Origin of the sequence: Haloarcula sp. Atlit-7R, assembly GCF_003666065.1 — an archaeon.
GTDB lineage: Archaea > Halobacteriota > Halobacteria > Halobacteriales > Haloarculaceae > Haloarcula > Haloarcula taiwanensis.
On record NZ_QXIK01000003.1, the window covers coordinates 76,275 to 100,164 of the forward strand.

Sequence of the window (23,890 nt, forward strand, 5' to 3'; positions counted from 1 at the left end):
AAGAATAAGGCACACATAGAGTCCAAACCAGCACCTGACCCCTGGTCGGCTCTGTGTGTCGACACAGGCCCGTTTTCACAGCCGGCGCGCCGTGTCCCGGCGTCGGCTGTGTACGGTGCCGGTGTCCCCACCCTCTCCGCCCCCATTTTTTACACTGGCAGCACGGCAAGTAGCGGCGGTGCTCCTCAAAAAGGCCGCTGCTGTTCGGACTCGGAAACCGTTAAGCGGTCGGCAGGTTTCCCTTTCAATGATGACTTTCCAGACGCTCGACGACCTCGACGACGGACAGCGCGTCCTCGTCCGACTCGATCTCAATTCACCGGTGGAGGACGGTGAAGTACAGGACAACCGGCGGTTCGAACGCCACGCCGAGACCATCAGCGAACTCGTCGACCGCGGGTTCGAGGTCGCAGTGCTGGCCCACCAGGGCCGCCCGGGCCGCGACGATTTCGTCTCGCTTTCCCAGCACGCCGACATCCTCGCCGACCACATCGACCACCCGGTCGAGTTCGTCGACGAGACCTACGGCCCGCAGGCGATTCACGACATCGCCGACCTCGATAGCGGCGACGTGCTCGTCCTCGAAAACACGCGGATGTGCGACGACGAACTCCCCGAGGAAGACCCCGAAGTGAAGGCCCAGACGGAGTTCGTCCAGACGCTCAAAGACGAGTTCGACGCCTACATCAACGACGCCTACTCGGCGGCCCACCGCTCGCACGCCTCGCTCGTGGGCTTCCCGCTCGTGATGGACGCCTACGCCGGCCGCGTGATGGAGACCGAGTACGAGGCAAACACCGCCATCGCCGAGAAGGAGTTCGACGGGCAGGTGACGATGGTCGTCGGCGGCACCAAAGCGACCGACGTCATCGACGTGATGACCCACCTAGACGAGACGGTCGACGACTTCCTGCTTGGCGGCATCGCGGGCGAACTGTTCCTGCGGGCCGCGGGCCGTCCGGTCGGCTACGACATCGACGACGCGAACCTCTACGACGAGCAGTGGGAGCAAAACAGCGAGAAAATCGAGTCTATGCTCGACGACCACCGCGACCAGATTACCCTCGCGGTCGACCTCGCCTACGAGGACGAGAACGGCGACCGCGCTGAACAGGCCGTCGACGACATCGAGGAGAAGACTGTCTCCTACCTCGACGTTGGCAGCGAGACGGTCATGGAGTACTCGCCGGTCATCCGCGACTCCGAGGCCGTCTTCGTGAAGGGAGCCCTGGGAATGTTCGAGGACGAGCGGTTCTCCGTCGGGACCGCTGGCGTGCTCGAAGCCATCGCCGAGACCGACTGCTTCTCCGTCGTCGGCGGCGGCGACACCTCACGAGCCATCGAGATGTACGGGATGGAAGAAGACGAGTTCGGCCACGTCTCTATCGCGGGCGGTGCGTACATCCGAGCGCTGACCGGCGCGGAGCTGGTCGGCGTCGAAGTGCTACAGCGTTAACTGCGGCCTTTCGTCTCGGCGTGTCGCAGATCCCAGTCTCCGAGTAGTTCGTCGGGCACCTCGACGAGGCGACCGGTTTCGGTCGGCTCGGTCCGGGCGTGGCGGGCAGTCCAATCGTGGTCAGCGTCGGGCGTGGCTGCCATACGCAGCGGTACCAGCGGCGTGAATAAATTCCTTCCGTCTAAGTAATGTAAATAATTACTCGATTCCGAGTCTATATTCCGTCTCCGAGAAGCGAAGTGCTTTCCGCCAGCCGCGACGTATCTGGAATATGTTCACCGGAATCGTCGAGACGACCGGCGAGGTGCAGGCGGTTATTGACGACGAGGGCGGGCGTCGGATGCGAATCGGCGCGCCGTTCGACGGACTTGACCACGGCCAGTCGATCAGCGTCAGCGGCGTCTGTCTCACCGTCGAGAAGGCGGTCGACGGCGAGTGGTTCGAGGTGTTTCTCGCTCAGGAGACGCTTGCCCGGACGTTTTTCGATGCCCTCAACGGTGGGGACCGAGTGAACCTTGAGCGGGCAATGCCCGCCGACGGGCGGTTCGACGGCCACATCGTGCAGGGCCACGTCGATACGACAGCCGAAATCGTCGGTATCGAACAGGAGGGGGAAGACTGGACGTTCACCTTCTCTCTCCCCGAAGCTCATCGGGACTACCTGGTTCAGAAAGGGTCGATAACGGTCGACGGCATCAGCCTGACCGTCGCCGACCGGCGCTCCGAGGAATTCGACGTGGCAATCATTCCGACGACGTACGCCGAGACGACGCTGTCGGAGAAGTCCGTCGGCGATCCGGTCCATCTGGAGGTCGACGTGGTCGCGAAATACGTCGAACAGCTTACTTAGGGGTCGAACTCGGTCTGCTCCGGATGAATCGTAGTCTCGTCCGGGTCCTCGTGCGCGCGGTTGTACGCCTGCCGATACGCGTGAATCTTCTTCAGCAACAGGAGGCCAAAGATGGAGTCGTACACGATGACGAAGCCGAAGAACGCGACGAGGAAGTCGACGTTGTATAGCGTGGCCGCGATGGCCGTCACTGGGCTGGCCAGCGTGTTGTAAACGGCGTGGATGAGCGAAGCGATGAGCAATCCTTTCAGGACGATGGGGCCGGCATCGTCCGGATTGAATTTCGCCAGGCCGAGATAGTAGCCGGCGAAGGCCGAGTAGATGACGTGGCCCGGCCCCGCGAGCGCTCTGACCGCAGTGATGTCGCTGCTAGCGGCGAGTAACTGTACTGTCCCGGCGGTCATTTCGGTGTTCTGCGTGATGTACAGCGCGTTCTCGATGGTCGCAAAGCCAAGACCGGCGATGGCGCCGTACACCGCGCCGTCAACGACGGCGTCGAAACGGGTGTCACGGAAGGCGTACAGGCGCACCGCCAGCAGCTTTACCGTCTCCTCGACAGGGCCGACGATGAGGAAGAAAAAGAACACCTGGCCGAGAAACGGTACCAGGCCGAACCCGGAGCCAATAGCCTGGACCGGTCTACCGAAAATACCGTTGAGCACGCCCGCGAAGCCGGCGAACAGCACGCCAAGGAGGAACGTCCCCACGAGCAGCGTCAACGGTTCCTGCGTGGTCACGTCGGCGTAGTAAATGTACGCCGCGAGACCGAGGGCCGGGACGGCGGAGAGGATGGCCATGCCGGCAAACAGCGGCTGGTCGCCGAGCGCGCCAAGGCTCCCGAACGCGACCTGCAAGAGGAGAATCGCGATAGCTGTGATAACGACGAGATACCGCAGCGTCCGTATGCCGATGTGATAGAGCCAGTGGGCGAACCGGTCCAGCGTCGACCGGGGCTCCCAAGTCGATATCTCATAGAGGTCTGCCGACCCGTCCGCGTTTACCTCGACCGGGTCCTGCCGTCGCTTTCCCATGTGCCACGTCTACAGTCCGTCTCACCTAACCGTTTGGTTCGGTTATAGCCGAGCGAGCACCGGGCGGCGGTATGCCTGATACTGTGTGCAGTCAGGACAGTCCCCGCCAGAGCGGACACTTGCAGGAGACGAGAGGCTTTTCGCACGGGGCCACCAACAGGGAGACATGACACTACGCGCGGGTGTACTCGCGGTTCAGGGCGATGTCTCTGAACACGGGGACGCAATCGAGCGGGCAGCAGCGGCCCACGACCGGACTGCGGAGGTCGTCGAAATACGCGAAGCAGGGCTGGTCCCGGACTGCGATGTCCTGTTGCTACCGGGCGGGGAATCGACCACGATTTCGCGGCTTATCCACCGAGAGGGCATCGCAGAAGAGATCGAGTCACACGTCGACGCCGGCAAGCCGGTGCTGGCGACGTGTGCCGGGCTCATCGTCAGCGCGACCGACGCACAGGACGACCGCGTCGACACGCTGAACGTCATCGACGTCTCGGTCGAACGCAACGCATTCGGGCGACAGAAAGACAGCTTCGAAGCGCCACTTGACGTGACCGGGCTCGATGAGGCGTTCCCGGCGGTGTTCATCCGCGCACCGGTCATCGACTACGTGGGCGAGGACGTCGAAGTGCTGGCGGCGTGGGACGACCGCCCGGTCGCGGTCCGTGACGGGCCGGTCGTCGGCACGTCGTTCCATCCCGAACTGACTGAGGACCCGCGCATTCACGACCTGGCCTTTTTCGACTCCGTAGAGTCGTAGCGACGGCCTGAAGGCCCCGCTGGCCGAACAGCGGCTATGAGCGACGACACCATCAACGTTATCGACGAACTGTTCGCTGTCATCGAGGACCGCAAGGCGAACCTTCCCGAAGACTCCTATACGGCGTCGCTGTTTACCCACGAGAAGGGCGAAAACGCCGTGCTGGAGAAGCTCGGTGAAGAGACGACCGAACTCATTCTGGCGGCCAAAGACGACGACCGCGAGGAGTTGGCCCACGAATCAGCCGACATCGTCTATCACCTGCTCGTCCTGCTGTCGATGAAGGAGATGGATGTCGACGACTTGCGGGCGGAGCTGGCGAAGCGACGGTAAATTCCGCTCGTCAGGTTCAGGGCACGACAGATTGACACCGACACGGTGCATATCGAAGCCCATGGGTCATGTGGCGTCGGGCGTTACAGTCCTCTGTGTCGACGACGAACCATCGTACGCCGACCTTATCGCGACACATCTCGAACGCAAGGACACAGCGATCGATGCAACCGGCGTCACGAGTGCGACAGACGGGCTGTCGTATCTGGACGAGCACGATGTGGACTGCATCGTCAGTGACTACGACATGCCTGGTATCGACGGGCTAGAGTTCCTGGAGACGGTCCGCGCCAGAGACCCGGATATGCCGTTCTTGTTATTTACCAGTCAGGGGAGCGAGTCACTCGCAAGCGAGGCAGTCACGGCCGGCGTCACCGACTACATTCAAAAAACGCACGGGTCACAGCAGTACGCCGTCCTCGCACATCGAATCCGAAACGCCGTCGAGCGCGTCAGAGCGAAAGCAACGGCTGACGCCGCACAGGAACGGACAAAACGAATTCTCGACGCGACAAGCGATTCGGTCCTCATCAGCGTGGCCGACACTGTCGTGTACGCGAACCCGGCGGCGGTGGATCTGTTCGGCGCGGCCAACAGCGATGACCTCTGTGGCCGGCCACTGACTGGCCTCGTCGAGCCGACGACGGACGGCGGGACCGATACCGTCGAGCACGTTGTCAGGGACGACCAGACGGCCGGTTACGTCGAGCAGACGATACGGACACTGGCCGGCAACACCATCCGGGCCAGCGTCACAGCGTGTGACGTGACCTGGGACAGCGAAGACGGTACGGTGTCGGTCATCAGCGACCGAAGCGATATCGACGAGCGCGAGCATCGACTCGAAGCGCTACACGAGGCCACGCGACAGTTGATGGCCGCGGAAGTCCGCAACGAAGTCGCCGGCATCGGCGTCAACGCCGCTGCAGATATCATCGGACTCGACGCGAATGCTGTCCACCTCATCAACGACGATGGAGAGTTAGAGCCCGTCGCCGCGACCGCGGCGGCCCGGGAGCTAGTCGGTGATATTCCGACGTTGAGGCCGAGTGACAGCATCGCCTGGCGGGTGTACGAGAGCGGTGAGGCAACCGCAGTTCCCGACGTGCGGCTGGATTCGGACGTGCAGAACCCCGAGACGCCGATACGAAGCGAACTGTATCTACCACTAGGGAAACACGGCATTCTCATCGCCGCGTCGGCGACTGTCGACGCCTTCAACGAGGCAGACATCGTCGCTGGGCGAATCCTCGCGGCGAACATGGAGGTGGCCCTCGCCGCCGTTGAGCGCGACAGACAGCTCCGTAACCGCGAGCAGGAACTGTCGACGCAAAACGACCGGCTGGAACAGTTCGCGACAGTCGTCAGCCACGACCTCCGTAACCCCCTGAACGTCGCTATCGGGCGGCTGGAGGCGGTAAAAGAGGAGCACGACGACGAAAACATCGCTGCGATAGAGCAGGCACTCGACCGGATGCAGACGCTGATAGACGACCTGCTGTTGCTGGCCCGGACTGGCGACAGCGTCGCTGAAATGGAAACGGTCGCACTGGCGACGGCAGTCACTGACTGCTGGGAGGTCGTCGATACCGGTGACGCGGCGCTGGTGGTCGACACTGACCGCAAGATACAGGCAGACATGACGCGGCTCAAACAGTTGCTGGAGAACCTGATCCGAAACGCCGTTGAGCACAGCGCTACGGACAGTCAGCTACAGTCTGAGGGTGCTGACAGACACGGCAGTCCGGCCGTAACCATAACCGTTACCGAGATTCCGGACGGGTTCGCCGTCTCAGACGACGGCCCGGGAGTTCCCGAATCCGACCGGGAGACAGTGTTCGAAAGCGGCTACTCGACGACGACTGACGGCACCGGGTTCGGACTCTCAATAGTATCACAGATCGCCGCTGCCCACGACTGGACGGTCACACTCACTGAGAGCGATACCGGCGGCGCACGCTTCGAGTTTACCGGCGTCGACGTGATAGCGGGAGAATAAGGCGCTCAGTCGTCGTCGCGGCGCTACTCCTCGATGGGGGCGAATCGGTGCCGGACGACCTCGCTGTCGTCGTCCCACTCGAAACTGCCGTGGACTTTCTTCATGCGCTCCTTGTACGCGTCGAGGTCCTCCGACCCCTCACGCTGTGCGTCCTCGTCGGTCATGTCGCCCAGTGTCCGGTGGGTTACGTCTGTTACCTCGAATTCGGTGCCGTCTATCTCGAAGGTGTCACCCTCGTCAGCGTACTGGTGGCCACGGTGCATCTGGGTGACTCGCCCCTCGGCAGCCATCTGCTGGACGTGGTCGTTGGGGAGAATCTCGCCGGCGTCAATCTGTGCCATATCAGAACTGTGTCCGGGACGCTGAAAAGCGTGACTCGCAACAGTTTGGGCGCGATTGAACGCGCTTTTACGCTCCGGCCGTCAACAGAACCTATGAGCCATCCCTTCGAGGGTCTGCCGACGACGCCCACTGCCGAGGAGCTCGTGGACAAAGCCTTCTCGCGGGCGTCACGCGCCGGCGGGGCCAAGGACGGGAACGAAGCCCAGCAATCGATGCTGATGACGGCGTCGAACATCGCCTCCGACAACATGGAGAACGTGGTGACCGCGTGGCCGACGATTGACGACCTCGATCCCTTCTACGTCGAACTCGCCGACGCTGTCGTCGGCGAAGCCTACCCCGCGGACGACGACCCCGGTATCGACGCGCTGAAACAGCACCTGTCTGAAATCTCGTGGGCCGCCGACAAAGTCGTCGAGATCCGCCAGGAGTACGAGAGCCGCGTCGCCCGCGGCGACATCGACACCGCCCGGAAGCTCCGCAAGCAGGCCTTCGCCCGCATTGCCGACGTGGTCGAGGAGGTCGAGGACGACCTCGCCGCCGTCTCGACCGCCCATAACGCCCTGAAAGGCATCCCCGACATCCGCCCGGACGAGCCGGCCATCGTCGTCGCCGGCTACCCCAACGTCGGCAAGTCGTCGTTCGTCAACCGCGTCACGCGGGCCGACAACAAGATCGCCTCGTATCCGTTCACGACGACGCAGATCCGCGTCGGCCACTTCGAAGACCAGCGCATCCGCTACCAGCTCGTGGACACCCCCGGCCTGCTCGACCGCCCGCCGGAGGACCGCAACGAAATCGAGTCACAGGCCGTGAGCGCGCTCGAACACCTCGCCGACGCGGTCCTCGTGTTTATCGACCCAAGTGGCGAGTGTGGCTATCCGCTCGCGGACCAGCTTGAACTCCGAAACGCCATCGAAGCACGCTTCGACGTGCCCGTGCTGACCATCTCGAACAAGAGCGACCTCTCAACAGACGTAGAGGCCGACCACTACATGAGCGTCACCGAAGGCGACAACGTCGACGGCGTGTTGCAGGCCGCTATTGACGCGGTGGATTACGAACTCGAACTGCCGTTTGACGAGTAGCGAGACATAGCGAGACGCCAACCAACGGGAGGCGTCTCGAAGACTCCGAGCGAGGAGCGCGGTGACCCGCGGGGATTGCGGTCACCAACGAGAGGGGTCTCGAAAGCACCGAATGGGGAGCGGAGTCGCGAGAAAGACGTCTTAGTTTAGCTCGTAGGTGACACTGACAGAGGCGTCGACAGTGACATCGCCGGGCTGGATGCTCGTCCGCCCGCCGGCGTCGGCGGCCATCGCTTCCGCGTACACAACGGGCCGGCCGTGGTTGCTGGTCTGAATCGTGACCGCGTCACCGACGGATCGATCCTCCGCAGCGGCGACGACTTCGGCGTCCGTCCGGGCGTTATCCATGGCGGTCGTCAGGGCCTCTTCGCGAGCATCCTGTCTCGTCTCCTCGCTCAGTGAGTAGCGGACACCCTCGACGCGGTCCGCGCCGGCGTCGACTGCGGCATCAATGAGCGTCCCGGCAGTCGAAACGTTGCTCGTTTCCGCTTCGACAGTGTGAATCGCTACGTAACCGACCTGTTCGCGTCCTTCTCGACGCTGCTCGTATTCGGGGCGGATCTGGAACCGCGAGGAAGTCACGTCTGCGCCCTCTCCTTCAAGAGCCGACACGATGGCGTCAGCATCGCCGCTGAGGTTGTTTCGCGCCGCTTCGGCGGTCTCACCGCGACCCACTGCGGCGACGGTGACAGTTGCACGGTCGGGCGTGCGTTCGACGGTCGCGTCGGCGCTGACGCTCACGGTCGAATTCGTCGACGGCGCGACGGTCCCGGTGTCCGCGAGTGCGAACCCGACGCCGCCGGTAATGAGCAGTGCCAGCACGCCAGCGATTGCGAGTGGTCGTGATACCATACCGTCTCCGACACACCCAGCGGTATTTATATCGTCGAACGCTCAAAGTCGGTTTTGAGCGTCAGCTGTTCCGTTCGACAGTGACGTAGTGAACTTCCGTCGCAACGTCTCGACCGGCCGCGTTGTCAGCCACAGTATCGAGCTGGTCGGCAAGCAGTGGCTGCTCCGCGTCCGGCGGCAGACCGACAGTGACGACGACGCGGCGCGGCTGTTGGAATATCGCGGTGTTCGTCGACTTGACTTCGACCGACAGGACACTCGCCGGCGGGTCGACGCTTGCTTCAATGCCCTCGCGGATGTCCGACTCCGTCGTCGCTCGCTGGTAGGAGTCCAGCGTCACACCGCCCAGAAACGCTGACAGGACGAGTATTGAGACGACGAGGACGCCGATTCGTTTGACAGTCGCCGACCGCGCGTTGCTCTCCTGAAACCAGTGTTCGGGGCGGTACCCCTGATACCAGAGTCCGACGAGCACCGCGAGGTTGATAGAGAGGACGTTTACCAGCAGCAATACGGCAGATCCGAGACTGACGAGCGGCTGGCCCCACGCGATGCCGATGCCGATCGTGGCCGCCGGTGGAATGAGTGCGACGGCGATCATGACGCCCACCAGTGCCGTCGAGACGCCGCTGGTGAGACTGACGACGCCGGCCGCGCCAGCGCCGAGTGCGACGATCAGCGAGAGGAAGTCGGGGGCGACCCGCTCGCGTATCTGCCCGACAGAGGTCACGTCAGCGAGCGGCGGGATGACGTTGGCATGCCGGACGAGCAGGGCGAAGACAGTCGCGCTTGCCACGGCGAGTCCGAGCCCGATGGCCTGAAGTTTGACCCCCTGTGCGAACATCTCGTGGTCGTCGACGACGGTGCCGACGTTGGCGGTCATCGCCGGGCCGATGAGCGGTGCGATGACCATCGAACCCACGACGACGGCCGGAGAGTCGAGCAGCAACCCCGCGGTCGCAATAATCGCGCTGATGACCGTCATCAGCGCGTAGTTCGACATCGAGGGCGCGAGGTCGTTTGCTTTCGAGGTGAGCTCCTCCCGCGCGATGCGGTCCTCGTCTTCTTCCTCGGCGTACTTCTCCTCTAGCTCGTCGAACTGGCTGGAGATGACGGTGTTCGCATCCACGACGACTGTGTAGCCGTCGTCGTTGATACCAACGTCCCGCAACTCTTCGAGAACTGGTTCGAGTGCGTTGGTTGGGACTGGAAAGGTGACGACAGCGGTGAACTCCCGCCCACTCATCTCTTCGGTGAGCACGTAATCGATGCCCTCCTCGGCCAACACGCCCAGAACGGCGTCGCGCTTCCCTGTGGGAATCAGTATCTGTACCAGCCGCACGGCTCCGGGTGGGACCCCTGACACCAAAAAGCCAGCTAGTCAGCCGGTCCAGGTTCAGCGACGGATGAAGGGACGATTGTGAATTCCGGAACCGTCGGTCCGCCCAAAACGAACGCGTTTTTCCCCGCTGACGGAGTACACGAGGTATGTTCGAGTCACGACCGGACCGGGACACCGAGGTGATACTCGTCGGCCGGTCAAACGTCGGGAAATCGACGTTGATGCGCGAAATAACGGGCCACACGTTCGATACGGGCCAGCGACCCGGCGTCACCCGTTCACCCAACCACTTCGACTGGGCCAGCGCCGATTTCGTTGTCAGCGATCTTCCCGGTTTCGGGTACATGAAAGGCGTTCCAGAAGACGTCCGCGAAGAAATCAAGACCGACGTGGTCCAGTACGTCGAGCGACATGCCGAACAGATTCTCGTCGGTATCCTCGTCGTCGACGGCAAATCGGTCATCGACATCATCGACCGCCATTCCGGCCCCGACGAAATCCCACACGACGTGGAGATGTTTCACTTCCTCCGAGAGATTGGCGTCGAACCGGTCGTCGCAGTCAACAAAATGGACAAGGTTGACGACAAGGATGAGCGCCTGAACGAGCTCTGTGACCGACTCGGACTCCATCCACCATGGCAACAGTGGCAGGAGACTATCGCACCGATAACTGCGAAGCGCGGCGCCATCGAGCCCCTGAACGAGGCTGTCCGGCACCACCTTCACGACGCCCAGCGTGACGAGCTGTTCCAGTTCTTCTGAACAGCGTTGTTCGGGTTCAGGTCACTAGCAATCAGTGCTTAATTTGCACCCTCGTCGGAGTTGTGCTGGCAAATATAGTATGTGGATTACCGAACGCGCGGAGCGTGTATGGACTCGCCGGGATTTGAACCCGGGGCCTCTTCCTTGCGAAGGAAGCGATCTGCCACTGATCTACGAGCCCGCGTAGTCTGCCACTCGAACGCGGAGTTATAAAAACCCTGCGCGTGAGAGCGGCCTTCGATAGCGATTCACACTGTCCCGGCCAGCGGTTCGGACGGGTGACACACCGACGCTGTCGCGAAGCGACAGCCCCCGGAAGGGGTCAGTCCTCGAGGACGATCTCGATGGAGACGTCGTTGGGAACCTGGATGCGCATCAGCTGGCGCAGTGCCCGTTCGTCGGCGTCGATATCGATGAGCCGCTTGTGGACGCGCATCTCCCAGTGTTCCCACGTCGCAGTCCCCTCACCGTCGGGGGACTTGCGGGTGGGAACCTCAAGCGTCTTGGTGGGGAGTGGGACCGGACCGGAGAGTTCGACGCCGGTCTTGTTCGCGATCTCCCGCACGTCGGCGCAGATGTCGTCGAGGTCCTCGGGGCTTGTGCCCGCGAGCCGAACGCGTGCCTGCTGGGACATGCGTTATCGCTCGTTGACGCTGAGGACTTTGCCGGCGGCGATGGTCTGCCCCATGTCGCGGATAGCGAACGAACCGAGCTCCGGAATTTCGGAGGACGGCTCGATGCTGAGCGGCTTCTGTGGGCGGACCGTCACGACGGCAGCGTCCCCGTTCTGGATGAAGTCGGGGTTCTCCTCGGCAACCTCGCCGGAGGACGGGTCGATCTTCTTGTCGATGGACTCGACAGTACAGGCGACCTGTGCCGTGTGGGCGTGGAAGACCGGGGTGTACCCTTCCGTGATGACGCTCGGGTGCTGCATCACGACGATCTGGGCCTGGAAGGTCTCGGCGACCGATGGCGGGTCGTCGGCCGGACCACAGACGTCACCGCGTCGAATGTCGTCCTTGCCGACGCCGCGGACGTTGAACCCGACGTTGTCACCGGGCTCGGCCTTCGGGACTTCCTCGTGGTGCATCTCGACGGTCTTGACTTCGCCGGAGACGTCGGACGGCTGGAAGCTGACGTTGTCGCCCGTGTTCAGGATACCCGTCTCGACACGGCCAACCGGGACCGTACCGATACCGGAGATGGTGTAGACGTCCTGAATCGGCAGTCGGAGCGGCGCGTCCGTCGGCGGCTCCGGTGCCGGCAGTTCGTTGAGCGCTTCGAGCAGGATTTCGCCGTCGTACCAGCCAGTGTGCTCGGACTCGTCGGCGATGTTGTCGCCTTCGAACGCGGAGACCGGAATGAACTTGGCGTTCTCGGAGTCGAAGCGGACCTGAGTGAGGAGGTCCTTGACCTCTTCGACGACCTGCTTGTACTCGGACTCGCCGTAGTCGACGAGGTCCATCTTGTTGACGGCAACGATGAGTTCACCGATGCCCAGGGTGCGGGCCAGGAACACGTGCTCCTGAGTCTGCGGCTGAACGCCGTCGTCGGCGGCGACGACCAGGACGGCGTTGTCGGCCTGGGACGCGCCGGTAATCATGTTCTTCACGAAGTCGCGGTGCCCGGGACAATCCACGATGGTGAAGTCGTAGGCGTCGGTGCTGAACTCCTGGTGGGCGATGTCGATGGTGACACCACGCTCACGCTCTTCGGCGAGGTTGTCCATGACGTAGGCGAACTCGAAGCCGCCCTTGCCTTTCTCCTCGGCTTCTTCCTTGTGCTGTTCGATGACGTGCTCCGGTACCGATCCTGTCTCGTACAGGAGTCGGCCGACGAGCGTGCTCTTCCCGTGGTCGACGTGGCCGATGATGGCCAGGTTCTGGTGTTGTTCGTCGCTCATTGTTATCTCTCACGCGCAGAGGCGCTGTATCGGGTTTATTAGCTGGTGGTTCATAAAACGATTTCGAAAGCGTGTAAGCGTCAGGCCGTCGCTTTCTTGCGATTCGGCACGCCATGGCATGGTAGTGTGGCACCCGATATCTTGGTCAGGAAGACGCTGATACCGACAGTCACAGCCAGGATAGTGTTGTTTCGAGTGACAAACAGACGGGTGGCTGTGACAGACAGTGAATACGGAAACGGTGTGGCTGCGGTAGAAACCTTGCTGTCCCGTTATAGTCGACCGATATCTGCGAGTACCGCGCTCGCCGTCTCTGGGCCGCCGGCACCGCGACCAGAGATGTTGAGCTGGCCGGCGTGTTCGGTCTCCAGTTGGGCGATGTTCCGGGTCCCGGAGACGGCAAGCGGCGCGTTGTCCGGAACGAGTCGCGGGCCGACACGGACAGACCCCTCGACGACCTCGGCGACGAGTCGGACGGTCCGGCCGTCCGCCCGGGCGAGTTCGAGGGCGCTGCCGGAGATGTCCTGAATTCCTTCTACCGCAGCGTCATCGAGCGTGTACTCCGTCTCGTCGTCAGCGAGGACGTTCGCGATGATGACACCTTTCAGCGCTGCGTCGGTCCCGTCCACGTCAAAGGTCGGGTCGGCTTCGGCGACGCCCAGGTCCTGTGCTTCCGCGAGGACGTGTTCGTAATCCAGCCCTTCGGTCGCCATCCGCGAGAGGATGAAGTTCGCGGTGCCGTTGAGCACCCCGCGGACGGCGGTGATATGGCTCGGGTCGAAGTCGTTGATAGTCGAGAGGACCGGCATCGCGCCACCGACGGTGGCCTCAAACAGCACGGACCCCTCGCTTTCCCGTTCCAGCGCGCGAACGTCCGCGTATCGTTCGGCGACCGGGCCTTTGTTCGCCAGCACGGCGTGGCGGTCACGTTCGAGTGCGGCCCGCACGTGGCCGAATCCCGGCTCAGCGTCGCCAAGCGTTGTCGGCGTCGCCTCGACGAGCACGTCGTACTCGGCCGAGAGCGCGGCCTCAGGTGCGTCGGTTCCAACGACGCCGTCGGCCCGCTTCCGGTCGAGCGCTTCAGCAGTGTCGATACCGGTGCTGTCGATGACGGCGCTGCTGGAATCAGCGAAGGCAGTGACGGAGTGGCCGTGGTCGGCCGCCAGTTCGACGACAGCGGAGCCGACTGCACCGGCCCCGATAACGGCGAGTCTCATGCCTCACCTCCCGCAGCGAGTGGCTCAATGACGTGGAGTCCCTTCTCGTTTGCGACAGCACGAATAGCGGACATCGTCTCGTTGACCGCCCCTTCCTCCGTTGCCAGTCGGATGCGAGCACTGGAAGCATCGTCCGTGCCCTCCGGTGCCGACAGCGAGAGGTCGGTTACGGTCGCGTCCGTGGATTCGTGAATCCGCGAGAGCGTGTCAGAGAGATCAGTGTTGACGAGGTGGCCGGTGAGAATGATCGTCAACGCCTCGCTGTACTGCTCTGCCCCGGCCTGGATGACGTTGATGCCCGCGTCCCGGAGTGCGTCGACGATCCCGTCGAACCGTTCGGGGGTCGCCTCCAGGTCGACCTCCACGGGGATGTGGCCCCGCGGGGTCACGTTCCCCCGCTCGTGGAAGATAGAGAGGAGGTTCCCGCCGTTGTTGGCGATGGGCTCGAGCGCCCGCAGCAGTTCGCCCGGTTCGTCGACCAGTTCCAGCCGAACTGTGTAGGACCGTACCTCGTCGGTCGAGTCGCTCATCGCCCGCTCACCTCCTGGATGTCTCGGCTCATTGTGGATGACTCAGCAGGGGCACGTATAAGAAACCGTTCGTTTGGTCTCACGGGAGATAGCGGTCATACAGGTCATCGATCCACTCGTTGTACGCCTCGCCGCGGGTCGATCCCCAGGGATTGCGAGAGAAGTAGTACATCGCCGCGAACATCCCCGCGAGCGTCAGTGCCAGCCCCGTCGGCAGGACGTAACTCCAGATGAACGTTGACGTGCCGGCGATGACAGCAGCGACGAGGAGGTCCACAATTTGATGCAGCCGGTCGCTCATACCCTGCCGTTCGGTGCCGGGCGACCTAAGCGTGGGGCCTCGACGTGACAGGTGCTGACAGGGGAACGCTACGTTTTTTGCGCGATGGCGAAGCATGTCGTACGTGTACGCCCTCCAGTCACCTCCGATAGCGGTAGGTACGGCGGTGGTCCTCGCCGTCATCCTCGCCATCGCCGGCCTCGCCCTCGGCGCACTCGGTAGCGCAGTCGTACAGCGGCTCTCGAACCCTGTCGCCAGGTACCGGCAGTTGTACCTCGGGGTCCTGCTCCCGTTCGCCCTGCTGTCGTACGTCCTCTTTCGGCTACTCGGATTCGGCTACGCAGTGGTCGGCGGCGGGGGCGGAACGGTCGGAACACTGCTGGCGATGTTCGCGGAACTACTCGTCGCCGGCGGTATCGGACTCGCCGCCTATGCGCCGACCGTTCGGGGCGTCCGCAGGGTCCGTGACATCAACCTCTCGACCGGCCGGGCGCTCGTCCGGATGGGGCGGTACGTCTTCGGGCTGTCGGTTTTCGTGACGGTCGTCATCGCGCCGCTGGAAACCGGTCTGTCGCCGGTCGTCCTGCTGGCCGTCGTCGCCGCGCTCATCGTCGCTGTGCAGGCCGCAGCTCCCTGGATTATTCCGATAGTTCGGACGGCCCGGACGCCGGACGAATCGACCGAAGCGACGCTGAATCGGCTCGGGGAGCGCACGGGACTGACCGTCCGTGACATCCGGATACTCGACACCGACCGCGAGGGGACGGCGAACGCGACCGTCCGCGGCGTCCCCGGATACCGCCGCCTGTTCGTGACGAGCACGTTCCTCGACGCGCTCGACGACGAGACGGCGACGGCCCTGCTCGCGGTCCAGGCCGGGCGACAGCAGGCCCGAGTGCTGGCCCGAGTCGTCGGCGGCCTGCTGCTCGCACTGGTCCCGCTGTTCGTGGCGCTGGCCGATATCGGCCCGTTGTGGCCGCTTGCCGGCGTGAGCCTCGGCCTCGCCCTGGGCAGCCTGTGGGCCACGCGCCGCGGCGTCCGGGCAGCCGACGACTACGCGGCCGACCGCTTCGGCCCGGACGCTGTCGCCGACGCACTCGAACGGTACGCCGCCGTCCACGACATGGAGCCATCGAGGCGACGGTTCGCCAACCCGTTCTCGAAGTCGCCGCCGCTGGGGAACCGAATCGACCGCCTGCGAGCACGGGCGGGAGAATGAGCGCAATGCTGTTACGGAGCAGAGACAAACGCGGACACGCATACCGCGCGCCGTTGGCGCGCGGTTTCCCCGGACGCGAACGGAGTGAGCGTCTGGCCTTTTTCGCCACCGGGAGAGCAGAGCTCTCCCGAGCCTTGCTTCGCTTCGCTCAGCAAGACCACGTTTTTCAAGGAGTGGTTCGAGCGCGCTCGGAGAGCGCGACTCGAACCCGACGCAGAAAAAGGTGGTCTAGAAGTAGTCGATAGCCGGGTTCAGTTCCTGCTTCATGCCCTTGCGCTCTCGGATTTCGCTGATCTTGTCAGGCTGGAGGTTGTCGGCAAGGACCTGGAAGCCGGCGTTCTCGGTGTTCCAGGAGGCACGGCCCTCGGTGGCCGAGCGGATGTCGGAGGAGAACCCGATCATCTCGTCGACGGGCGCGACGCCCTCGACGACCATCAGGTCGCCTTCCTGGTACATGTCGTCGACGCGGCCACGTCGGCCCTGAATCTCGCCGCTCGCAGCGCCCATGTGGTCGTTTGGCACGTCGATACGGACCTGCTGAATCGGCTCCAGCAGCTTAATCTGCGCGTCGATGAGCGCGTTGTGGACTGCCTCGCGGACGGCCGGGATGACTTGGGCCGGACCGCGGTGGATGGCGTCCTCGTGGAGTCGGGCGTCGTGGAGACGGAGCAAGGAGCCCTGGACCGGCTCGGACGCGAGCGGGCCGTCGTCGAGCGCTTCTTCGAGGCCCTCGATGACGAGCTCCATCGTCTCGTTGAGGTGCTGGATACCCTTCGTCTCGTCGAGGAGGATGTTGGTCCCGTGGATGTGCTCGATGTTCTGGGAGTCGTCCTTGTCCATGCCGGCCTCCTGCAGCGCTTCACGGCGCTCCAGTTCGGGCATGTCCATCGACGCTTCGCCCATCTTGATCGTCTCGACGATATCGTCGCCGAGCGGCTCGACGGAGATGTAGAAGCGGTTGTGGCGGTTCGGCGAGATGCCCTCGACCTCGCGGCTCTCGCCCTGCGGGGCCTCGCGGTAGACGACAATCGGCTCACCAGTGTTGATCGGGATGCCCTGGTTGCGCTCGATACGCTGGCCGATGACTTCCAGGTGGAGTTCACCCTGCCCGGAGATGAGGTGCTCGCCGGTGTCCTCGTTAATTTCGACCTGGATGGTCGGGTCTTCCTTGGCGACCTGCTGGAGCGTCTCGATGAGCTTCGGCAGGTCGTCCATGTTCTGTGCCTCGACGGACTTTGTGATAACTGGCTCCGAGATGTGCTCGATAGACTCGAAGGGGGTCATCTCGACGCTGGAGACCGTGGAGCCGGCGATGGCGTCCTTGAGCCCCGTGACAGCGGCGATGTTACCAGCGGGAACGCGTTCGACCTCCTCGCGCTCGCCACCCATGTAGATGCCGACGCTCTGGATGCGGTTCTTGCCCGCGGTCCCGGAGACGTACAGCTCCTGGCCCTTCTCCAGCGTGCCGGAGAAGACACGGCCGGCGGCAATCTCGCCAGCGTGAGGATCGACACCGATGTCAGTGACCATCAGGACGACTTCGCCGTCCTCGTTGACCAGCCGCATGTCCTCGGCGAGTTCGGACTCGGCGTCGCCGCGCCAGATACGCGGGACACGGCGGGGCTGGGCGTCGACGGGGTTCGGGAAGTGCTCACACACCATGTCCAGAACCACGTCAGACAGCGGCGTACGCTCGTGGAGTTCCTGGCGCTTGTCGTTGCGCTCAAGTTCCATGATTTCGCCGAAGTCCATGCCGGTCCGCTGCATCGACGGCATCGAGACACCCCACTTGTACAGCGCGGAGCCGAAGCCGACGGTCCCTTCCTCGACGGAGACTGTCCAGTCCTCGATGTCGTCCATCTCCTCGGTCATGCCGCGGATGAGGTCGTTGACGTCCTGGATGACCGCGAGCAGGCGCTCCTGCATCTCTTCGGGGCCTTCCTGGAGCTCGGAGATGAGGCGGTCGACCTTGTTGATGAACAGCGTCGGCTTGACGCCCTCGCGGAGCGCCTGCCGGAGCACCGTCTCGGTCTGTGGCATCGCGCCCTCGACGGCGTCGACGACCACCAGCGCGCCGTCGACGGCACGCATCGCGCGGGTCACGTCGCCACCGAAGTCGACGTGGCCGGGGGTGTCGATGAGGTTGATGAGGTGGTTCTGGTCCTCGTACTCGTGGGTCATCGAAACGTTGGCCGCGTCGATGGTGATCCCGCGTTCCTGTTCGTCTTCCTCGGTGTCCATCGCCAGCTGTTCGCCGGCGGTGTCGTCGGAAATCATGCCGGCACCGGCCAGCAGATTGTCCGTCAGCGTCGTCTTTCCGTGATCGACGTGAGCAGCGATGGCGATGTTCCGGATGTGCTCCGGGTCGTCCATCAGTGTCTCACATTCTTGGACGATTTTCTTACGTCGGCCCATTATACAGCTTTCTATCAACAGCAGGGTCAAAAGGATAGTGTTTCACTACGGCCGTGACCGGTCGAAATCCGGCCGTTCGCGTGGCATGGTCTGGCATTCCGCTCGGCCGGTAGTCGGGAGCGTATGCTCTGCGATTATAATTATTTGCATACGGATGAGTAATGATTGCAAAGGTATTAGCGCCAGCCAGCGGACGGGAGCGTATGACTCGGCGTCCACACCTCGACACGATCGCAGTCGGTACCGAGACGGCGTCAGCAGCGGGGGATGTCACGCTCCCGATACACCTCTCTTCGACCTACGAACTGGCCGGCCTCGACACGGACCTGTCTCTAGAGGACATCGACCCCGGTAACGGAGAGTTCCTCTACTCGCGGCTGTCAAACCCGACCCGACACGGCCTCGAACAGGAGTTGGCCGCGCTCGAAGGCGGGGAACGGGCCTATGCCTTCAGCTCTGGGACGGCGGCCGTTGCAACAGCGGTGCTCTCACTGGTCGAACCGGGCGACCACGTCGTTGCATTTGACGACCTGTACGCGGGCACGCGACGGATGTTCGAAACGCTGTTCCGGGACCAGCTTGGCGTTGACGTGGAGTTCGTCGACGCGACTGATGCCGACGCTGTCGCGGCCGCAATGACGCCGGAAACGGAGTTAGTCTGGGTCGAGACCCCGACGAACCCGCGTATCAAGCTGTGTGACATCGACGCGATTGCGGCCGTCGCCGCCGACTACGACGCGACGGTCGGCGTCGACAACACCTTCGCGAGTCCGTACTTCCAGCAGCCGCTGTCGCTCGGTGCGGACCTCGTGGTCCACAGCACAACGAAGTACCTCAACGGCCACAGCGATGCCGTCGGCGGCGCGCTGATTACCGACGACCCCGAGGTGGCCGAACGAGTGGAGTTCCGCCAGCAGATTGCACTCGGGAACATGCTCGCCCCGTTCGACAGCTATCTCGTCTCGCGAGGAATCAAGACGCTGGGCGTCCGAATGGCTCGTCACGAGAGCAATGCCATGTCCCTCGCGCAGTACCTTGACGACCACGAGCGCGTCGAAACGGTCCAGTATCCCGGACTTGAGAGTCACCCACAGCATGAACTGGCTCGCGAGCAGATGCAGGGCTTTGGCGGCGTACTCTCGTTCGAACTGGCCGGAGATATGGCCGACGCCAAGCGCTTTCTCGAAGCATTAGAGACGGTGACGCTGGCAGTCAGCCTCGGCGGCGTCGAGAGCCTGGCGGAACTTCCGGCGGCGATGACCCACGAACCGCTCTCACCGGCGGCACGGGACGAACTGGGCATCTCTGATACGCTCATCCGCCTTTCCGTCGGTATCGAAGATGTCGAAGACCTCAGGGCCGATCTGGAACGCGGTTTCGCGGCGCTTGAGTACTGAGCGCTGCGTGCGAACGCTGCCCCCACCCGTGCATTAATAGCGCTGCGCCCCGTGGCATAGTGACACATGGACGTGCACGTGCAGGGTGGGCCGGCCGAACCGTTTCTCGGAGCGAAGGACCTCTTCTCGACGGAACACGACCTGAAACGACCAGTGACTGTCCGGGTCCGAGAGGATCCCGATGAGCGCACCCGCGTTAGCCACAGCGACGACGCCCACCGGCTAACAATCTCCCGCCAAGCCGCCACGAGCGCAATGTCCCGCGAACTGGCGTTACACGAGTACGCGCATATGCACCACCACGAGCGCGGACATCCGTCACACACCCAGTCGACACGGGAAGCCATCTATCTCGCGCTGGCGGGGCGTTCGGTCGAACAGCGAAAACTCACGCACTGTTACCAGATCGCCAACCACATGAAAGACGTCTACGCCGACGACATCTGGATGCCGGTGGTGCCCGGCGACAAGCTGGTGCCGTTTCTGGAAGCCAGTCTCGCGGCTGCCGTCGCAGACCGACCCGGTGACCCACCGACATGGGACCGCTCGACATCGTCGAACCGGGTTCGACAGCCGGGTGAACCGGCCGCGCGGCTGACGCCGGCTGCAGACCCGGATATCACGGCCGTCAACGCAGCGTTCGCTCTTGCGCTGTGTGAACGCCACAATCTGGTCGAGACAGACCACCGGCTGTACGACCTCGCGCATGCCGCGGCACAGGACGCCGAATCGGTCGACCTTGCGGAGTTCAAGCGCCACTTCGCAGCACTCTCGCCCGAACCGGACGAGTCCGAGTTCCGGAAGGCGCTCGTCGACGTGACTCGCGCATACGCCGGTGGCGGCGGCCGCGCGGCGGATTGAAACCACCTGTCCCGGGCAACCGATCCAACGGCGGTCGGCAGTACCACACGTTCGGTAAGGTCTCGTCGCCATTGGCTGCCGGTTCGGTCATACGCGAAATGAGCGCCAGAACTGTTTTTGCGTGGACCTGTGAACTAGTTGACTATGACTGAGGCGCTCCGCGGCCGGCACCCAGGCCGGGAAACCGATGTCGTCGGCGACCGGATTCGGGTGTTACACATCGACGACGACCCCGACTTCGTGGCTGTCGCAGCGGATTCCCTAGAGGCCGCGGATGACCGGATCTCCGTCGAAACCGCGACCAGCGCACGGGACGGACTCGACCGACTCGCCGAAAACGGGTTCGACGCTGTCGTCTCCGACTACGATATGCCGAGGATGAACGGCATCGAACTGCTCGATGCGATTCGGGAGACGAACCCGGATCTGCCGTTCATTCTGTTCACCGGGAAAGGGAGCGAAGAGGTAGCCAGCGAAGCGATCTCGATGGGCGTTACCGACTATCTGCAGAAGTCGTTCGGCGTCGAGGTGTACGAACTGCTGGCCAACCGCATCGAAAACGCGGTCTCCGAGTACCGCGCGAAGCGACAGGCCGCCGAGTCAGAGCGCCGCGTCCGAGAACTCACGGAAGCGACCAACGATATCCTCTGGGAGTTTACCGCCGACTTGAGCGAGGTCCTTGTTATCAACTCCGCCTACGAGGACATCTGGGGACGGTCAGCTACCAAGCTCCGTGACAACCCGTACGACTTCCTGAATGGGATCCACCCTGAGGACCGCGAGCGGATGAAAGACGCGATGCAGTGCCTCATCAACGGCGAGTCGGCCGATGTCGAATGCCGCGTCAACGAAGCGGAGGAGTACCAGCGCTGGGTCTGGATACAGGGTGAGCCGATCACCAACGACGCCGGTGAGATAGTTCGCGTGGCTGGCTTCGCTCGTGATATCACCGAGCGGCGGAACCGCGAGCGTGAACTCGAAGCCACGAAGAACCAGCTCGCGGAGCACAACCAGACGCTCCGGACGCTCTACGAGATCAGCGCGGACCCCGACGCTACCCTCGATGAGAAGATCCAGGCGGTTCTGGACCTGGGCCGGGAGCACCTCGGGACCGCCGGCGCGTTCCTGTCTTCGAGTGATACTGACCGCAACGAGTTCACCATCCGCTATGCGAGTGGGAGTGACGAGCGGCTCAAACCGGGAACAGTCACGCCGCTGTCGGAGTCGTACTACCGGAAGATGGCCGACACAGAGGGCATCATGGCAATCGCAGAAGCGTCCGAGGAGGGCTGGGTGTCCGACCCGGCATACGAGCGCTGGGAGTTCGAGACGTACATCAGCGGCGAGGTCCGTGTCTATGACACGTATTCGGGGACGCTCTGTTTCGTCGACCGATCGCCCCGCGAGACACCCTTCACCGAGGATGAGAAGACGTTCGTTCATCTCGCGGCGCAGTGGGTGAGCTACGAACTCGAACGGCAGCAGCGCGAGGAGCGCCTCGAACGGTACAAGGAGTACACCGACGACATGCTGGATGCTATCGACGACGTGTTCTACGTCCTCGACAGCGACGGCCACTTCCGGCGCTGGAACGAGAGTCTGCTCAACGTGACCGGCTACTCGGCCGCGGAAGTGGCCGGGGCCCACGGAGCCGATTTCTTCCCGGAAGAGCATCGAGATGTTGTTCTAGCCGCGATCGAATCGGTGTTCGAGGGAGACACCACCCGCGTGGAGGTCCCGTTTACTACGAAATCCGGAGACCGGATTCCCTACGAGTTCACAGCAACCCGCGTCGAGGACCCCGACGGAAATCCGATGCTGGCCGGCATCGGCCGGGACATCACCGACCGAAAAGCACGCGAGCAGGAGCTTACGCGGACGAAGGAGCTCCTCGACCAGGCACAACGGATTGCAAGCGTCGGCGGCTGGGAGGTAGACGTGACAACCGATCCGCCGGCGATGACAGTGACACGCGAGTTCTACCGGATACACGAACTGCCTCCGGACGACGAACTGACCCTCGAATCCATCATCGACCTGTACCACACCGATGACAGAGACACTATCAGGGCGGAGTTCCAGCGGGCGATAGAAACGGCCGAGGGGTACGATATGGAGGTGCGTACAGGCGACGACGACAACTACCGGTGGGTCCGCGCGCTGTGTGAGCCAGTCACCGAGAACGGCGACGTTGTCAAGCTCCGGGGCTCGGTCCAGGACATCACCGACCGAAAACTGCGGGAGCGCGAACTGGAGGAGGCGCGCGAGCGGATGGAGATCGCGCTAGAAACCACCAATGCGGTCGTCTGGGACCGCGAGTTCGAGTCCGGCGACCTGGCGTACTACCCCGGGTCGGAGACGCTGTATGGTACTGACATCGAGTCGCTGGACGAGTTTCTACCGATGGTCCACCCAGAGGACCAGGCGGACGTGGCGGCCCGCATCGAATCGGCAACCGAGACCGGCATGTACGAAGCCGAGTTCCGAATCGTCCGTGAGGGTGAGATTCGGTGGATGGAAGCAAAGGGCCGCGTCGAATCCGACGGCGACGGGACGCCGGTCCGGGCAATCGGTATCGACCGAGACATCACCGAGCGCAAGCGCCGCGAGCAGGAACTGGAGGAGACGAACGAACGCCTCGAAGAGTTCACTAGCATCGTCAGCCACGACCTCAGGAACCCACTCTCCGTCGCCGAGGGCCGAATCGAACTGGCCCGGCAAGAGGACAGCAGCGAACACCTCGACAGCGCCAGCGACGCGCTCGCGCGGATGCGGACACTCATTGAGGACCTGCTCGCGGCCGCACGCGACGAGCAGTCGGTTGATGCCGGCGTCGTGGCGCTTGCGGACACGGCCGAGCAGTGCTGGCACAACGTCGAAACCGGCGGCGCTGAACTTACTGTCGAGGCCGACGCTGTCATTCGTGCCGACGGAAGCCGACTGGAACAACTGCTCGAAAACCTGTTCAGCAACAGTGTCGAACACGGCGGCGATGACGTGACAGTCACCATCGGAGGGCTTGAGAACGGCTTCTACGTCGAGGACGACGGCGATGGTATCGACGAGGAAAACCGATCGCGCGTGTTCGAGACGGGCTACTCGACATCGGACGACGGCACTGGCTTCGGGCTCTGGATCGTCGCGGAGATCGCCGACGCCCACGACTGGACGGTGACCATCGACGAGGGGAGCGAGGGCGGCGCACGGTTCGAGATTACCGGTGTCGATATCGTGGAGTGAAAGCACGTATA

The 23,890-nt window shown here is 63.3% G+C and carries 22 protein-coding genes and 1 tRNA gene; 11 read left to right on the plus strand and 12 right to left on the minus strand.

Going from position 1 to position 23,890, the window contains the following annotated elements; translation table 11 throughout:
* The first annotated feature begins 250 nt into the window (after positions 1-250).
* Positions 251-1,456, plus strand: a complete 1,206-nt coding sequence (locus tag D3D01_RS07625; RefSeq protein ID WP_199722311.1) for a phosphoglycerate kinase — start codon at positions 251-253, stop codon at positions 1,454-1,456.
* On the opposite strand, the gene D3D01_RS24005 is transcribed toward D3D01_RS07625, so the two are convergent.
* Positions 1,453-1,599, minus strand: a complete 147-nt coding sequence (locus D3D01_RS24005; protein WP_199722313.1) for a hypothetical protein — start codon at positions 1,597-1,599, stop codon at positions 1,453-1,455. The two genes, D3D01_RS07625 and D3D01_RS24005, sit on opposite strands and share 4 nt — an antisense overlap.
* 128 nt (positions 1,600-1,727) lie before the next feature.
* On the opposite strand from D3D01_RS24005, the gene D3D01_RS07630 reads away from it, so the two are divergent.
* Positions 1,728-2,306, plus strand: a complete 579-nt coding sequence (locus D3D01_RS07630) for a riboflavin synthase (RefSeq protein WP_101351132.1) — start codon at positions 1,728-1,730, stop codon at positions 2,304-2,306.
* On the opposite strand, the gene D3D01_RS07635 is transcribed toward D3D01_RS07630, so the two are convergent.
* Positions 2,303-3,337, minus strand: coding sequence for a PrsW family intramembrane metalloprotease (locus tag D3D01_RS07635; RefSeq protein WP_101351133.1), 1,035 nt, complete (start codon positions 3,335-3,337; stop codon positions 2,303-2,305). The genes D3D01_RS07630 and D3D01_RS07635 overlap by 4 nt on opposite strands.
* A gap of 166 nt (positions 3,338-3,503) precedes the next feature.
* Here D3D01_RS07635 and pdxT point away from each other — a divergent pair, with 166 nt between their 5' ends.
* From pdxT to D3D01_RS07650, 3 genes are all read left to right on the plus strand, one after another.
* Positions 3,504-4,097, plus strand: a complete 594-nt coding sequence (pdxT, locus tag D3D01_RS07640; protein WP_101351134.1) for a pyridoxal 5'-phosphate synthase glutaminase subunit PdxT — start codon at positions 3,504-3,506, stop codon at positions 4,095-4,097.
* Positions 4,098-4,133: 36 nt separating this feature from the next.
* A complete protein-coding gene (hisE, locus tag D3D01_RS07645; RefSeq protein WP_121511796.1) occupies positions 4,134-4,430 on the plus strand; it encodes a phosphoribosyl-ATP diphosphatase in 297 nt (98 codons plus the stop codon).
* Positions 4,431-4,491: 61 nt separating this feature from the next.
* Positions 4,492-6,429 (plus strand): response regulator, encoded by a 1,938-nt coding sequence (locus D3D01_RS07650; protein WP_121511797.1) that lies wholly within the window; start codon positions 4,492-4,494, stop codon positions 6,427-6,429.
* Between the two features lie 23 nt (positions 6,430-6,452).
* Here D3D01_RS07650 and D3D01_RS07655 read toward each other — a convergent pair whose 3' ends face one another.
* On the minus strand, positions 6,453-6,770 hold the full coding sequence (locus D3D01_RS07655; RefSeq protein WP_121511798.1) for an ASCH domain-containing protein: 318 nt from the start codon (positions 6,768-6,770) through the stop codon (positions 6,453-6,455).
* Between the two features lie 93 nt (positions 6,771-6,863).
* Here D3D01_RS07655 and D3D01_RS07660 point away from each other — a divergent pair, with 93 nt between their 5' ends.
* Entirely contained in the window at positions 6,864-7,859 is a 996-nt protein-coding gene (locus D3D01_RS07660) for a GTPase (RefSeq protein WP_101351138.1), read from the plus strand.
* Between the two features lie 141 nt (positions 7,860-8,000).
* Here D3D01_RS07660 and D3D01_RS07665 read toward each other — a convergent pair whose 3' ends face one another.
* Together D3D01_RS07665 and D3D01_RS07670 are read right to left on the minus strand one after the other, a co-directional pair.
* A complete protein-coding gene (locus tag D3D01_RS07665; protein WP_101351139.1) occupies positions 8,001-8,711 on the minus strand; it encodes an SIMPL domain-containing protein in 711 nt (236 codons plus the stop codon).
* A gap of 61 nt (positions 8,712-8,772) precedes the next feature.
* Positions 8,773-10,053 (minus strand): TIGR00341 family protein, encoded by a 1,281-nt coding sequence (locus D3D01_RS07670; protein WP_121511799.1) that lies wholly within the window; start codon positions 10,051-10,053, stop codon positions 8,773-8,775.
* 146 nt (positions 10,054-10,199) lie between these two features.
* On the opposite strand from D3D01_RS07670, the gene engB reads away from it, so the two are divergent.
* A complete protein-coding gene (gene engB / locus D3D01_RS07675) occupies positions 10,200-10,817 on the plus strand; it encodes a GTP-binding protein EngB (protein ID WP_121511800.1) in 618 nt (205 codons plus the stop codon).
* Positions 10,818-10,926: 109 nt separating this feature from the next.
* Here the strand turns inward: engB and D3D01_RS07680 are convergent.
* The 6 genes from D3D01_RS07680 to D3D01_RS07705 all read right to left on the minus strand — a co-directional run bounded on the left by D3D01_RS07680 (position 10,927) and on the right by D3D01_RS07705 (position 14,768).
* Positions 10,927-10,998 (minus strand) — tRNA-Ala (locus tag D3D01_RS07680).
* 141 nt (positions 10,999-11,139) lie between these two features.
* Positions 11,140-11,451, minus strand: a complete 312-nt coding sequence (gene rpsJ / locus D3D01_RS07685; protein ID WP_004515425.1) for a 30S ribosomal protein S10 — start codon at positions 11,449-11,451, stop codon at positions 11,140-11,142.
* Positions 11,452-11,454: 3 nt separating this feature from the next.
* Entirely contained in the window at positions 11,455-12,720 is a 1,266-nt protein-coding gene (gene tuf / locus D3D01_RS07690) for a translation elongation factor EF-1 subunit alpha (RefSeq protein ID WP_101351159.1), read from the minus strand.
* Positions 12,721-12,992: 272 nt separating this feature from the next.
* A complete protein-coding gene (locus D3D01_RS07695) occupies positions 12,993-13,937 on the minus strand; it encodes a homoserine dehydrogenase (protein WP_101351160.1) in 945 nt (314 codons plus the stop codon).
* On the minus strand, positions 13,934-14,467 hold the full coding sequence (locus tag D3D01_RS07700; RefSeq protein ID WP_101351161.1) for an amino acid-binding protein: 534 nt from the start codon (positions 14,465-14,467) through the stop codon (positions 13,934-13,936). The genes D3D01_RS07695 and D3D01_RS07700 overlap by 4 nt, the downstream gene beginning before the upstream one ends.
* 79 nt (positions 14,468-14,546) lie before the next feature.
* Positions 14,547-14,768: a hypothetical protein gene (locus D3D01_RS07705; RefSeq protein ID WP_101351162.1), complete on the minus strand. Its 222-nt coding sequence runs from the start codon at positions 14,766-14,768 to the stop codon at positions 14,547-14,549.
* A gap of 103 nt (positions 14,769-14,871) precedes the next feature.
* On the opposite strand from D3D01_RS07705, the gene D3D01_RS07710 reads away from it, so the two are divergent.
* On the plus strand, positions 14,872-15,966 hold the full coding sequence (locus D3D01_RS07710) for a peptidase (RefSeq protein ID WP_394343390.1): 1,095 nt from the start codon (positions 14,872-14,874) through the stop codon (positions 15,964-15,966).
* A gap of 228 nt (positions 15,967-16,194) precedes the next feature.
* Here the strand turns inward: D3D01_RS07710 and D3D01_RS07715 are convergent, their stop codons facing one another.
* On the minus strand, positions 16,195-18,381 hold the full coding sequence (locus D3D01_RS07715) for an elongation factor EF-2 (RefSeq protein WP_101351163.1): 2,187 nt from the start codon (positions 18,379-18,381) through the stop codon (positions 16,195-16,197).
* A gap of 203 nt (positions 18,382-18,584) precedes the next feature.
* Between D3D01_RS07715 and D3D01_RS07720 the strand changes: the two genes are divergently transcribed.
* From D3D01_RS07720 to D3D01_RS07730, 3 genes are all read left to right on the plus strand, one after another.
* Complete coding sequence (locus tag D3D01_RS07720; RefSeq protein ID WP_121511801.1) at positions 18,585-19,778, plus strand: PLP-dependent aspartate aminotransferase family protein; 1,194 nt, start codon at positions 18,585-18,587, stop codon at positions 19,776-19,778.
* 66 nt (positions 19,779-19,844) lie between these two features.
* Positions 19,845-20,639, plus strand: a complete 795-nt coding sequence (locus D3D01_RS07725) for a DUF5781 family protein (RefSeq protein ID WP_121511802.1) — start codon at positions 19,845-19,847, stop codon at positions 20,637-20,639.
* A gap of 144 nt (positions 20,640-20,783) precedes the next feature.
* On the plus strand, positions 20,784-23,879 hold the full coding sequence (locus D3D01_RS07730; protein ID WP_121511803.1) for a PAS domain S-box protein: 3,096 nt from the start codon (positions 20,784-20,786) through the stop codon (positions 23,877-23,879).
* Positions 23,880-23,890: the final 11 nt, after the last annotated feature.